Below are 13,043 nucleotides of genomic sequence, written 5' to 3'. Positions count from 1 at the left end.
TGTCTGTGCCGTGTTCTAGACTTGTCCGCGTGACTGAATCCCCTGAGAACCTGAGCGACCTGGAACAACGCCCGGTACTCGTGGTCGATTACGGTGCGCAGTACGCGCAGCTGATCGCCCGCAGGGTGCGCGAGGCGAATGTGTACTCCGAGATCGTTCCGCACACCTGGTCCACCGAGAAGATCCTGCAGCGCAACCCCGCGGCCCTGATCCTCTCGGGCGGGCCCGCCTCCGTGTACGCACCGGGAGCCCCGCAGCGCGATGCCGAACTCTTCCAGGCCGGTGTTCCCGTCCTGGGGATCTGCTACGGGTTCCAGGTGATGGCCAACGCCCTGGGCGGCGCGGCCGAGCGCACGGGTGTGCGCGAGTACGGCGCCACCACCGCCACGGCCACCGCCGACACCGTGGGCACGCTGCTGGACGGCACCCCTGACGTGCAGACCACGTGGATGAGCCACGGCGACTCCGTCACGGCGGCGCCCGAGGGCTTCACCACCCTGGCGACCACCGAGGGCGCGCCCGTGGCCGCCTTCGAGAACCGTGAGCGCGGGCTCTACGGCGTGCAGTGGCACCCCGAGGTCAAGCACTCTGCCTTCGGGCAGAAGGTCCTGGAGAACTTCCTCTTCAACGGCGCCCGGCTCAGCCCCACCTGGTCCACCGGCAACATCATCGAGGAGCAGGTTGCGGCCATCCGTGCCCAGGTGGGCGACGGCAAGGCGCTGTGCGGCCTCTCCGGCGGGGTGGACTCCGCGGTGGCGGCCGCGCTCGTGCAGCGCGCGATCGGGGACCGGCTCACGTGCGTGCTCGTGGACCACGGCCTGATGCGCCAGGACGAGGTGGAGCAGGTCGAGAAGGACTACGTGGCCGCGACCGGGATCAAGCTGCACATAGCCCGGGAGAAGGAGCGCTTCCTCGGGGCGCTCGAGGGCGTCACGGACCCGGAGACCAAGCGCAAGAACATTGGGCGCGAGTTCATCCGCGCATTCGAGGCCGCGGAGCACAAGGTGCTCAGCGAGGAGGCCGCGGACGGCGAACCCGTGCGGTTCCTGGTGCAGGGCACCCTCTACCCGGACGTCGTCGAGTCCGGCGGCGGCGAGGGTGCGGCCAACATCAAGAGCCACCACAACGTGGGCGGGCTCCCCGAGGACCTGCAGTTCGAGCTCGTGGAACCGCTGCGCGCACTGTTCAAGGACGAGGTCCGCGCGGTGGGCCGCGAGCTCGGGCTGCCCGAGAACATCGTGGGCCGCCAGCCGTTCCCCGGCCCGGGCCTGGGCATCCGCATCATCGGTGAGGTCACCGAGCAGCGCCTGGACATCCTGCGCCGCGCGGACGCGATCGCCCGTGAGGAGCTGACCCGCGCCGGTCTCGACGACGAGGTCTGGCAGATGCCCGTGGTGCTGCTCGCGGACGTGCACTCCGTGGGTGTGCAGGGCGACGGCCGCACCTACGGCCACCCCATCGTGCTGCGCCCCGTGAGCTCCGAGGACGCCATGACCGCGGACTGGTCGCGGCTGCCCTCCGAGCTGCTCGCGCGGATCTCCAACCGGATCACCAACGAGGTGGAGGAGATCAACCGGGTGGTTCTGGACGTCACGTCCAAGCCGCCGGGAACCATCGAGTGGGAGTGAACCCCACCGTCTGAGTCACCGTCAGTTCCGGTGCGCCGGTCCGCCCCGTCCCCCACGGGATGCAGGCCGGCGCACTCGTGAGTAGGAGCACCATGCCGACACCCCCGTCCCAGGACCGATCGACCCCCCAGGCGGCGGACCGTGCCTCCACCGGTTCGGAGCACCCCCGCGTGTCCCTGAGGTCCTGGACCCAGCAGATGGACGCCTACACGGGTCCGGACACGCTGCTGGACTTCAACCAGGTGGACAACGTGTGCATCGACCTCACGGAGGCGAACTCCTCGGGCCAGGCGCAGCTGCTCATGCAGCGGCCCACGCGACTGTCCACGATGATCCACCAGGACACGCCCGCCTACGACCGGGCGGTACGCTCCGCGCGTGCACTGCGCACGAAGATCCACGAGCTGTCCGTGATGCACGGCCTGGACGCCGCGTACCTCGCCGCCGGGACGGCGTCGTGGCTCGCGGACCCGGTGGCAGACGGGCTGCGACGCTTCATCGCGCCCGTGCTGCTTGCCCCGGTCACCATCAAGCTGCGTCCGGACCACAAGGACTTCGAGCTGCACATCGTGGGCCCCGCGCGGCTGAACCCGGCGCTGGTGCGTCGGCTGCGCGAGGACCACGGGGTGGAGCTGGCCACGGCGGAGATGTCCCGGCTCGCGTACGGCACGCGCAAGCTCGACCCCGCCCCGGTGCTGGAGATCCTGCGCCAGCTCGCCGTGGACGTCCCCGGGATGCACGTGGAGCACCAGCTCGTGGTCTCCACGTTCGCGGACCTGCACGAGCGCCCGGCGGACGAGCACGTGGTGGCCCGCACTGAGGTGGTCGAGGCGCTCGCCCGCCTGAAGAACCCGGAGGTGGGCAAGCTGCCGGTGGTTCGCCCGCTGCAGAACAAGGCTCCGGCACTCGACGACCGCGATCCCGCGGACGAGTTGCTGCTCACGGACCTGGACGCGAACCAGCAGGATGTTGTGGACCTCGCCGAGCAGGGTGAGAGCTTCGTGGTGAGCACGCCCGTGGGCACCCCCGCCGTGGACACTGCGGTCGCCACCGTGGGCGCGCTCGTGCACCGCGGTCGCAGCGTGCTCGTGCTGGGGGAGTCCCGCACCACCCTCGCCTCGTTCACGCGCGCCTGGAACAGGGCGGGCCTGGACTCGCTCGTGCTGCCCCTGGGCTCGCACCTGAGCCCGGACGACGTCGCCCAACGCCTCGTGCGGGCCGTGGCCCGCAACGAGCGCGCCGCCGAGCCCGCGACCGAGGCGATCCACGACGCACTGCGCCGCTCTCGCGAGCAGCTGCGCGTGCACGAGGACTCTCTGCACTCCCGCCGCCCCCGCTGGCAGGCGTCCCCGTACGAGGCGATGCAGGCACTGGCGCAGCTCACCGCCCGGGACCCGGGCCCCGAGACGACCGTGCGGTTCCGCCGCTCGGTGCTCGACGCCGTGTCCCACCGCAGCGAGGTGCAGCGCCAGCTCCAGCGCGCGGCCTCCCTCGGAGCCTTCGACGAGGCCGCCCTGTCCAGCCCGTGGCACGGCGCCCGTCTGGTCAACGACGACGAGGCGCGCCAGGCCCACGACCTCGCCAAGTCCCTGCTGCTCGAGCTGACCACGCTCACCACCGCCATGCGCAACGTCCTGGGCGTCTCGGGCCTGCGCGTGGGCACGACCATCGCCGAGTGGGAGCAGCAGCTCGAGCTCGTGATCGACGTGGGGAACTCCCTGGAGTACCTCACCCCGGACATCTACGACCGCCCCGTCACGGACCTGATTGCGGCCACGGCTTCCGCGGCCTGGCGGCGTGACCACGAGATCGAGCTGAGCGGGCTGCAGCGTTCCCGGCTGCGCAAGGCGGCCAAGGAGTACATCCGCCCCGGGGTCCACCTTTCGGACCTGCACGCGGCGCTGGTGAAGGTGCAGTCCGAGCGGGACAGGTGGCGGCAGTGGGCCACCACCCTGGAGCAGCCCGCGGTCTCTGACCGGGCCGAGGAGACCCTGCGCACGCACCGTCGTTTTCGGGAGGACCTGGAGGGGCTCGCCATCGCCCTGGAGGGCTCGGCCACGGCCGTCCGTCTGGAGTCCGCGACCGTGGACGAGCTCGGGGCGATCCTCGAGGAGCTGATCAACGACGAGCCCCACCTGAGCACCCTGCCCGAGCGCACCGTCCTGCTGGACGACCTGCGCGCCCGCGGCCTCGGGGAGTTCCTGCAGGACCTGGAGACGCGCGGGGTGCCTGCGGACCGGGTGGGGGAAGAGCTGGAGCTCGCGTGGTGGCAGTCGGTGCTGGAGGCCATGATCAGCGGCGACGACTTCGTGGCCATGCCGGACGGCTCCGAGCTGCGCAGGACGGAGTCCGCGTTCCGCCGGGCCGACTCAGCGCACGTGGCCGCAGCCCCGGCGCGCCTCGAGCACGAGCTCTCGACCCGCTGGGCCCGCGACGCCCGCCGCTTTCCGCGCGAGGCCGTAGCGCTGCGGGACATGCTGCGCAGCGGGCACGTGAACACGCAGGACCTGGACCGGGTGCAGCACCTGACACCGTCGCTCGTGCCCGTGTGGACGGCCAGCCCCCTGGTGCTCACCGCCACCCTCGGCGAGGACCAGGAGGTGGACACGGTGGTGGTCCTGGACGCCGAGTCCACGCCGCTGGCGGCTGCTCTGCCCGCGGTCGTCAAGGCGCAGCAGGTGATCGCCTTCGGAGACGAGCACGCCGGCGGTCCGCAGCCGTTCACGGTGGCGCCGCAACTGGCCGGCCGGGACACACCGCACCCCGTGGCGGAGGTGGACTCCGCCCACGAGGCACTCTCGCGGGTCGTGGACACCCGCTCCCTCACCTCGGTGCGCCGGCCTCTGGACCCGAGGCTGTTCAGCTACCTCAACGAGGCGTTCTACGGAGGCGCACTGACCCGTGTGCCATTCGCCTCCGAGCTGATGAGTCCCACCACGGGCCTGTCCGCGGAATACGTCGAGGACGGGGTGGGCGTGCTCACCGCGGGCAGTGAAGGGGTGCAGGCCCCTACCGCGGAGGTGCTCCGCACCGTGGACCTCGTTTTCGCCCACGCGGCGCGGCACCCCGAGCGCTCGCTCGCGGTGGTCACGGCGAGCGCGATGCACGCCTCCCGGGTGGCCCAGGCCGTCCAGCGCAGGCTGCGGGAGACGGGGGAGTCGGAGGAGTTCTTCGCTCCGGGGCACGAGTCCTTCCGGGTGGTGGAGCTCCACCGTGCCGCGGGCATCGAGCGGGACACCGTGATCTTCTCCCTGGGCTTCGGCCGGACGACGTCCGGTCGCAGCACCCCCCAGCTGGGGTCCCTGTCCGAGCGGGATGGTCGGCAGGCGTTTGTGCGCGGCATGACGCGTGCGCGCCGGCACACCCACATCGTGACGTCGATCCACCCCAAGGACACCGAGCCGCGCCGGCTGAAGTACGGAGCCAAGGACATGTACCACATGCTCGAGGTGCTCTTCGGTGACGGCACCACCTCCGAGAGGGCAGCCACGGAGTCCGAGGATTCGCACGATGCCCCGGATGCGCTCGTCGACGACCTCGCGCGCCGCCTGCGCGCGGCCGGCGCCACGGTGCACACGGGCTACGCCCACGCCGTGGACATGGCGGCCTACGCGGAGACGGAGTCCCTGTCCGCCGGAGCGGTGCTGCACGGCGGCGGCGTCGAAGAGGCCGTGCGGATCCCTGTGGCACTGCGCTCGGACGGCTCGGACCGCAGCCGTGCGTTGAGCGTGCGGGAGCGTTCGCGCCTGATCCCGCAGCAGCTCGAACGGGCGGGTTGGAACTATGTGAGCCTGTGGTCGGTGGAGGTCTTCACGGATCCGCAGACCGTGGCGGGACTCGTGCAGCGCTACCTCGGACTGGGTGCCGCGGACGGGGCGCCGGCAGCGGGCGCAGGCCGGGGAAGCTCCGCGCGTGGGCTCTGACGGCGACACCTCACGCACTGGCACGACGCCCGGTGAAGCGTCCGGCCGGACAGACAATGCGGTACCCGATGCGGCGTCGGCTGTGGTGCGCGCCCCGGCCCCTGGCAGGACTTCTGGCGCCGGGCCCGACGCGGTGCCAGGGCGACGCCGCGGCTCGCACCGGCGTGCCACCGGCGGCACCGTGCCGGACACGGAACGCGCACTGGGCAACACCCGGTGGGCCGGTTCCCCCGATGACCTCGGCGCGGACGCGCCGGACCCCCGGGAGGTGCAGGGCGAGGCCGGGCACGAGGAGTGGCTGAGGCGGCAGCGTCCTCCGCACTGGGGCTGAGCCCGGTCGGTTCCCGCCGTCAGGGTGACACCAGCACGAGGGAGACACGTCCCGCCCCGTCCAGCGTGGCGAGCGCGGTGGCGGTCTCCCGGGCCGCGGCCAGCACCACGAGACCGGTGTCGTCCTCCGAGCCGCCCGACGACAGGATGGACGCACCGCCATCTGAAGGCGTGCTGGCGGCCCACAGGACGGTGACCGCACTCGCCACCGTGCTCCCCGTGCCCGAGGCCCCCTCGTCGGAGTGGTGCACCACGTCCACCACGTCACCGGGCCGGATGTGCCGCAGCACGGCGGGATCTTCGACCCGCACCGTGGCCGCGGTGGTGCCCGGCGGCTGGCCAGTGAGGAGACCCGGACCGAGCACGGTGGTGGGTGTGACGGGTTGGCCAGTGGTCAGCGCGACCGCCGTCGTCAGTCCGCTCGCGTCCGAAACCGCTGCGTAGGCGCCCGAGGGGGCGAGTGCCACGGGGAAGTCGGAGACGGTCAGGTCCTTGGCGGCGATGGCGTGTCCCGCGGGGATCTCTGCGGCGGCCGTGACCACTGTCGTGGTGTGGGCGCCGGGCGGCGCGAGGCGGAGGATGACGAGAGTCAGTGCCACGGCGCACAGTGCGGCGGCCACGAGACGGTGGCGGCGCCGGACGGCGGTGCGCAGCCGCAGTGCCAGGGGATAGCGGGGACGGGAGCGTGAACTCATGCCCGGACGCTAACCGTAAGTCAGACCTGTGCCGGGGGCACGGGTGCCATGTGCAGGGCGGAGCGCCGTGACGGGAGCCCCGGCCCGCCTGTTGCAGTGCGCTCGCCGCGTGCAGGGACGCCACCGCTGCGGGATGCCGTCCGCTGCGGGACGCGCTCGCCCGGGGAGAACCGTGCGTCTCTGTCCGCCTCGCCTCCTGGTGCGCGGTCCTCGTCGCTGGGCCCGGCGCCCGGGCGCCACGACGTCGTGGTGCGATGTCGTGGTGCGACGCGCAGCAGATCGGGCAGGGCCCCAGATCGAACGGCACCGGACACCGGTGCAGTGCGGCGGTCAGGAACCGGAGGTGGAGCTTCCCGATCCCGTGGAGCTCGTCGGGGTGCTGCTGCTCGAGGCCGATCCGCCGGACGTGCCGGAGTCCTTCGAGGCCCCGGAGCTCGCGGAGCCCGAGCTCGCGGAACCGCCGCTCGACGCGCCGTCGCCGGAGCCAGAGGACGCGGAACCGGACGCCGCACCGGAGGACGAGCCGCCGTTCTTGCCCGCGTCGGCGCGGGAGTCGTTGTGGTAGAAGCCGGAGCCCTTGAAGACCACGCCCACCGAGTTGAACTTCTTGCGCAGGTGGCCGCCGCACTCGGGGCACACCGTCAGGGCGTCGTCGGAGAAGGACTGGCGGATGTCGAAAGCATGGCCGCAGTCTTTACAGGCATAGGCGTAAACGGGCACGAGTGTTCCTTCGAGGGCTGACGGGGAGGCGGATTGCCGACGTCACATGCTACCCGCACCGCGGTGCGGGCGCCGTTCGGCCCCCGCCTCCCCTCCGTTCGGCCCCGGCACCGCCTCCGCCCGGCCGCCCGGCCACTGCCGGGACCAGTTCAGGCCGCGGTGTCCAAGCGGATCGTGCCCCGCTCCGTGAGCACCCCGGGCAGCACGACGTCGTGCGGCTCGCGCGGAACGGTTCCGGCGGGCAGCACCTCGTCCGCGTGGCAGCAGGCCAGGATCTCCGGCTCCCGCCCCGCCCCGGCCAGGAGGGGGAGGAAGCGGTCGTAGTACCCGCCACCGAAGCCGAGCCGCACCCCGCCGCGGTCCACGGCCACCACGGGCACGAGCAGCAGGCGCACCGTGGCGAAGACCTCGAGACCGCGCCGCGGTCCGGTGGGTTCGAGCAGTCCCGGGAGGTTCCCCGGTGCGAGGGGAGCGTCCGGTCGCCACTGCGCCCAGCTCAGCCGGTGCCCCGGTTCGACCACCGGCAGCCACACGCGGCGCCCCGCTGCGTGCGCCCGCTCCAGCCCGTGCAGCACGGGGGGTTCGCCGGGCAACGGGAGGAAGGCGGCGACATCACCAGTACCGTGCTGCGCCAGCACCCCGGACAGGTGGGTGGCGAAGCCTACCTCGTCGCGCTCGCGGACGGCCGCGGTGCGTCGCCGACGCCGCTCGAGGACCTCGGCGCGCAGCCGCGCCTTGGCACCGGGTGTCCCTGCCGCTGCGTCCATGCGATCCATCCCTCCGGCACTGTCCGCTCTTGGGAGTACATGCCCCGAAAACCCCCGTCATTCCCGCATGTCCCGGGTCTCGCACCGGGGGTTCCGGGCCGTGTTCGTCTACCCTAATTCCATGAGTGATCACGAGAACAAGCGCGTCCACAAGGCCGTCATCCCCGCCGCGGGCCTGGGCACCCGTTTTCTTCCCGCGACGAAGGCCATGCCCAAGGAGATGCTGCCGGTGGTGGACCGCCCCGCCATCCAGTACGTAGTCCAGGAAGCGGTCGACGCCGGGCTGGACGACGTCCTGATGATCACGGGACGCTCCAAGCGGGCGCTCGAGGACCACTTCGACCGCGTCCCCGCGCTCGAGGCGCAGCTGAAGGAGTCCGGCAAGGACAAGCTGCTCTCGGAGGTGGAGCACGCTTCCGATCTGGGCGAGATCCACTACCTGCGACAGCAGGATCCCCAGGGCCTGGGCCACGCGGTGCTGCGTGCCAAGATCCACGTGGGGGACGAGCCCTTCGCCGTGCTGCTCGGTGACGACCTCATCGACGAGAAGGAGGATCTGCTCTCCCAGATGATCCGCGTGCAGGAGCGCACCGGAGGCTCCGTGGTGGCCCTCATGGAGGTCCCTCACGAGAGCATCAGCGCCTACGGCTGCGCGGACATCACCGCGGTCGAGGGGGAGGACTACGTGCAGGTCAACGGTCTGGTGGAGAAGCCGGCTCCCGAGGACGCACCCTCCAACCTCGCGATCATCGGCCGCTACGTGCTGCACCCGGAAATCTTCGGCATCCTCGAGGAGACCGCGCCCGGGCGCGGCGGGGAGATCCAGCTGACCGACGCCATGCAGACCGTCGCGGACCGCGGCGACGCCGCTCACGGGATGTACGGCGTGGTGTTCAAGGGCCGTCGCTTCGACACCGGTGACAAGCTCTCCTACCTCAAGGCCAACATCGAGCTGGCGTGCGAGCGCGAGGACCTCGGTCCCGGGCTGCGCACCTGGATCAAGGACTACGCCGAGACCCTCACGGACTGAGTCCACCTCGTGGACGGGCAGACCGCGTGGCCGGTCACGGTGCAGTGGGCGCAGCTGATGCTGCGCCCACTTGCTCTGGGCGACCGGGGTGAGTGGGACCGGGTGCGCTTCCGGAACAGGCAGTGGCTCGAGCCGTGGGAGGCGAGCAATCCCGAGCCGGGCGGCGCCGCGCCGTCGTACCGTGAGTTCGTGCGCCTCCTGCGCCAGCAGGCCCGCGGCGGGCAGAGCCTTCCGTGGCTGATCGTGGAACGCCGTCCCGAGGACGGGCGCCCGCAGCTCGTGGGGCAGCTGACGGTCTCGGGCATCACCCTGGGCTCCTTCCGCTCCGCGACCCTCGGCTACTGGGTGGACGGTGCGCAGGCCGGGCGGGGCATCGCGCCCATGGCTGTGGCCATGGCCACCGACTACTGCTTCCAGCATTTGCGGCTGCACCGCATGGAGATCAACATCCGCCCGGAGAACGCGAAGTCGCTGCGGGTGGTGGAGAAGCTGGGATTCCGGGACGAGGGGCTGCGCGAGAGGTTCCTGCACATCGGTGGTTCCTGGGCGGACCACCGCAGCTTCGCGCTGACGGCGGAGGAGGTTCCGAAGGGTCTGGTCCACCGGTTCACGGGCGAGGACGAGGGGATCACCGTGCGCCACACGCGTCACTGACCCCGGGGGCGAGTCCCCGCCAACCCGCAGGGTTGTGACGAAGGGCGTGTGACCAGGATGGGGGACGACGACATCGCGCGGCAGGCACTGCGCCCCAGGTCAGGGACGTGAAACGCGCCAGACAGGAAAAAATCCCCATCGAATTACATTGATGTGGGCAACACGCGCATTCCATCCGGGGAATCTATCCCCGCTGCCCTACTCTTGCACGGTGGGGTTGTCATGGGTGAGCAGTTCGGCGGTGCTGGCCGTCGTGATTGTGCTGAGTGTCATGTGGTTCGCGCCGCACGTGGTGCGGCGGACGAACCTCCCCGTCCATGCTCAGGTGGAGGCTCCTGACCTCCAGGTCGACCCCTCCCTCCACAGCCACGAGCGCAGAGGCCCCGAGCCCAGTACAGTGGTGAGCACTACCTCGGCCAAGGTTCACGAACGGGAGACCCCAGTCATGGAGACATCGGCACACGCGCCGTCCGCCACCACGCTGCAGAGCGGATCCCTGGCGGGGCTGCGCATCAAGTGGGACCGCACCATCGTGTTCCTCACCGGTGCCGTTCTGGTGGCCGCGGCGCTCCTGTCCGCGCTGATCGCGCCCTTCACCGCCCTCTCGTGGGCCGTTCCCGTGGTGCTCTTCCTGCTGGGTGCAGGGTGCGTTGCCGGGTTGCGCTACCTGGCTGTGGAGGACAAGCGCCGCGGCGCCGTCCACACCGCCGCGCCGGTGGCCGCGCCCGCCCAGCACGCCATCTTCGACAACGAGGACGAGGCCCGCCAGGACCGCGCCGAGCAGACCCGCGCGGCGGATGCGGAGCTGGATATGCCGGGCGCGGACGACCAGCCCGGGCAGCGCGCGACGGAGCGGGTCTACACGGTGGCCGAGCTCCGTGCCGAGGCGCTGAAGGTTGCACGGACCACCGGTTCGGACACCACCACGTGGGAACCGGTCCCGGTTCCCAAGCCGCTGTACACCCAGGCTCCCGTGGTCGAGCGCAACGAGCCCGAACCCCTGCGAGTGCCCACCCGGCCCGCCGCGCGGTCCACCACTCTGAAGGATGCAGTGCGCTCCGGCGAACAGGAGAGCACTGCCCTGAACCTCGACGACGTCCTCAAGCGACGCCGGGCCTGACACCACTGCACCAGCCAACTTGACGACAGCTGCGCGCCGCGGAACCCCATGAGGGCCGCGGCGCGTTTCACACAAGGGAGCCCCATGGTCACGCAACAGGTTGAGATCGAACGCAAGTACGACGTCCCCGGTCCCCAGAAGCCCGCGTTGAAGCTGCACAACCTCGAGCGTTTCACGGTGGGCGAGCCCGTGGAGCACGACATGAGTGCCACCTACTACGACACCGCGGACCTGCAGCTGGCACGTGCCAAGGTGGCCGTGCGGCGTCGTCGTGGTGGTGCGGACGATGGCTGGCACGTGAAGTACCAGGCGGGAAGCGTCCGCGGGGAGGTGCATTACGAGCCCCTCAAAAGCGCACCGGAGCGGATTCCCGCCGCGCTGCGGAAGCTGCTGCTGGGGCTGACCCTCGGTGAGGACCTCACCCCGGTGGCCACGATCGACACCCACCGCACTGAGTACCCGGTGCTCGGGGAGGACGGGCAGTACGCGGAGCTGTGCCTCGACACCGTGACCGCGCGGGACGAGCGCGCTGGCATCACCCGTGCCTGGACCGAGTGCGAGGCAGAGCTCTCCCGGGACGACCTCACGGAGAAGCAGGCCCGCAAGGTCTTCGAGGCCGTGGAGGCCGTGCTGTACGCGGCGGGAGCCACACCGTCGTCCTCCGTGGCGAAGATCGCCCGTGCCCTCGAGCAGGACGGCGGGGACGCGGTGCGCATCGTGACCCCCGAACACGTCGAGTCGACGGCGGGCGAGGACGGTCGCGGTGCCGGGAAGGATGCCGACGGTTCATCGCCCGCGGGGGCTCCCGAGGACGGGGAGCGGAAGTCATCCGAAGAGTCCAGGAAGGCGAAGAACAAGAAGGACAAGAAGAAGAGCGGGGGCAAGGACTCGGGGGAGTCTGCGGAGCCGACCAGGAAGACGTCCAAGACCAAGGACTCTGGGAAGGACGCCGCGACCAAGGCGTCCGACGCGAAGCACGCGGGTGAGGGAGCCCAGCCCACCGGCGCGGACGTGCTCACGAGGATGCTGACCCGGCTGGTGGGCGAGCTGCAGGCGTGGGACTTCGCGGTGCGGCTTGGCGCCGAGGACTCCGTGCACCAGCTGCGGGTGCGCTCCCGTGCGCTGCGCAGCGTGCTGCAGGCATCACGGGACTTCGTGGCGCAGGAGGTGGCCGAGGACCTGGAGAACCGGCTCAAGCTCCTCGCCCGCGTGCTGGGGGATGCGCGGGACCAGGAGGTCGCCCGGGAACGCCTCGAGACCCTGCTGCAGGCGCAGTCCGCGGGGCTCGTGAGCATGGCGGCGGCCCAGGAGCTGCGCGAGGCGGCCGAGCACCTCGGGGAGGACGCGGCCCGCGGTGTGCGCCGGGAGCTCGACAGCCCCGCCTACCTCCAGCTGCTGAAGGACCTGCGGCACCTGGCGGCAGGGCAGGGCTTCACGGAGGAAGCCGCGCGGCACTCGCCCAAGAAGTTTGCCAGGACCGTGCTGGGGACCGCACTGAACCGCGTGCTGGCCAGGGCCGAGACGCCCGTGCCGGAGGACGCAGGGGAGGTCACCGTGAGCACCATGGCCGAGGTGGTGGGCGAACGGATCTCCCTGCCGGGCAGGGACCCGCGGCAGACTGCGGTCTCCTTCGAGATCCTCCACGAGACGCGCAAGGCCGCGAAGTCCGCCCGGTACGTGTCGGAAGCCCTCCAACAGGCCCACGCGAAGGCGGGCAAGAAGCGAGTGCGCGCGGCGGCGGTCGCCAAGGACTATCAGGACGATCTCGGGGTCATCACCGATGCCGCCGTCATGGAGGAGTGGCTCGCCCGCGTGGCACGTTGCTTCCAGCGCACGGGCAGGGACCGCTACGCCGTGGGGCTGCTGCACGGCCTGGAGCTCTCGGACCTGCGCAACGGCATGCTCGAGGCGCCCGAGATCCTGGAGGACCTCGTGGAGGACCTGCGGGACGCGCTGCCCAGCAAGCACTGACTGCTTCCCGCCGAGCACCGGGGCGGGTGACGCTCGCGCCCAGGCAGCGCCCGAGAGCACTCGGGGGTACGCGGGACCGTCCGAGCAGCTGGGGGAGCTCGGGAAACCACGCGCGGACTGACTCGTCGCGCACAGACATGCAGAAGGGGCCGGGTGGCCAGCCGGGAGGTGTGTCCCGGCCGGTCACCCGGCCCCTTCGTGCGTT

General features: G+C 71.3%; 9 protein-coding genes. 6 read left to right on the top strand and 3 right to left on the bottom strand.

Features of this window, described 5'->3' with window-relative positions; translation table 11 throughout:
* Positions 1-29: 29 nt before the first annotated feature.
* Both guaA and FS770_RS02945 read left to right on the top strand, forming a co-directional pair.
* On the top strand, positions 30-1,628 hold the full coding sequence (guaA, locus tag FS770_RS02950; protein ID WP_145009807.1) for a glutamine-hydrolyzing GMP synthase: 1,599 nt from the start codon (positions 30-32) through the stop codon (positions 1,626-1,628).
* A gap of 92 nt (positions 1,629-1,720) precedes the next feature.
* The gene (locus FS770_RS02945; RefSeq protein WP_244944710.1) at positions 1,721-5,551 is read left to right on the top strand and encodes a hypothetical protein; all 3,831 of its coding nucleotides are present in this window, start codon (positions 1,721-1,723) and stop codon (positions 5,549-5,551) included.
* A gap of 350 nt (positions 5,552-5,901) precedes the next feature.
* On the opposite strand, the gene cpaB is transcribed toward FS770_RS02945, so the two are convergent.
* From cpaB to FS770_RS02925, 3 genes are all read right to left on the bottom strand, one after another.
* Complete coding sequence (cpaB, locus tag FS770_RS02935) at positions 5,902-6,576, bottom strand: Flp pilus assembly protein CpaB (protein WP_144941854.1); 675 nt, start codon at positions 6,574-6,576, stop codon at positions 5,902-5,904.
* A 330-nt stretch (positions 6,577-6,906) separates the two neighbouring features.
* On the bottom strand, positions 6,907-7,296 hold the full coding sequence (locus FS770_RS02930) for an FmdB family zinc ribbon protein (RefSeq protein WP_145009801.1): 390 nt from the start codon (positions 7,294-7,296) through the stop codon (positions 6,907-6,909).
* Positions 7,297-7,445: 149 nt separating this feature from the next.
* A complete protein-coding gene (locus tag FS770_RS02925) occupies positions 7,446-8,063 on the bottom strand; it encodes a 5-formyltetrahydrofolate cyclo-ligase (protein ID WP_145009798.1) in 618 nt (205 codons plus the stop codon).
* Positions 8,064-8,184: 121 nt separating this feature from the next.
* On the opposite strand from FS770_RS02925, the gene galU reads away from it, so the two are divergent.
* The 4 genes from galU (at position 8,185) to FS770_RS02905 (ending at position 12,838) form a co-directional block, all read left to right on the top strand.
* A complete protein-coding gene (galU, locus tag FS770_RS02920) occupies positions 8,185-9,093 on the top strand; it encodes a UTP--glucose-1-phosphate uridylyltransferase GalU (RefSeq protein WP_145009795.1) in 909 nt (302 codons plus the stop codon).
* Between the two features lie 57 nt (positions 9,094-9,150).
* Positions 9,151-9,747: a GNAT family N-acetyltransferase gene (locus FS770_RS02915; RefSeq protein WP_145010356.1), complete on the top strand. Its 597-nt coding sequence runs from the start codon at positions 9,151-9,153 to the stop codon at positions 9,745-9,747.
* 445 nt (positions 9,748-10,192) lie between these two features.
* Positions 10,193-10,867 carry a hypothetical protein gene (locus FS770_RS02910; RefSeq protein WP_144941864.1) on the top strand — a complete coding sequence of 225 codons (675 nt, stop codon included), beginning with the start codon at positions 10,193-10,195 and terminating at the stop codon, positions 10,865-10,867.
* Positions 10,868-10,951: 84 nt separating this feature from the next.
* Complete coding sequence (locus FS770_RS02905; RefSeq protein ID WP_144941866.1) at positions 10,952-12,838, top strand: CYTH and CHAD domain-containing protein; 1,887 nt, start codon at positions 10,952-10,954, stop codon at positions 12,836-12,838.
* The last annotated feature ends 205 nt before the right edge of the window (positions 12,839-13,043 follow it).

It is taken from the genome of Kocuria salsicia (genome assembly GCF_007681555.1).
Lineage (GTDB): Bacteria > Actinomycetota > Actinomycetes > Actinomycetales > Micrococcaceae > Kocuria > Kocuria salsicia.
Note: the sequence above shows the minus strand (reverse complement) of the source record. Positions and strands in the feature narration are given on the sequence as shown.

What these genes read in the sequence shown, in the direction of transcription:
- FS770_RS02945 (WP_244944710.1), top strand. Translation starts at nt 1,721, where the DNA reads ATGCCGACACCCCCGTCCCAGGACCGATCGACCCCCCAGGCGGCGGAC.
- cpaB (WP_144941854.1), bottom strand. Translation starts at nt 6,576, where the DNA reads ATGAGTTCACGCTCCCGTCCCCGCTATCCCCTGGCACTGCGGCTGCGC.
- FS770_RS02925 (WP_145009798.1), bottom strand. Translation starts at nt 8,063, where the DNA reads ATGGACGCAGCGGCAGGGACACCCGGTGCCAAGGCGCGGCTGCGCGCC.
- galU (WP_145009795.1), top strand. Translation starts at nt 8,185, where the DNA reads ATGAGTGATCACGAGAACAAGCGCGTCCACAAGGCCGTCATCCCCGCC.
- FS770_RS02915 (WP_145010356.1), top strand. Translation starts at nt 9,151, where the DNA reads ATGCTGCGCCCACTTGCTCTGGGCGACCGGGGTGAGTGGGACCGGGTG.
- FS770_RS02910 (WP_144941864.1), top strand. Translation starts at nt 10,193, where the DNA reads ATGGAGACATCGGCACACGCGCCGTCCGCCACCACGCTGCAGAGCGGA.
- FS770_RS02905 (WP_144941866.1), top strand. Translation starts at nt 10,952, where the DNA reads ATGGTCACGCAACAGGTTGAGATCGAACGCAAGTACGACGTCCCCGGT.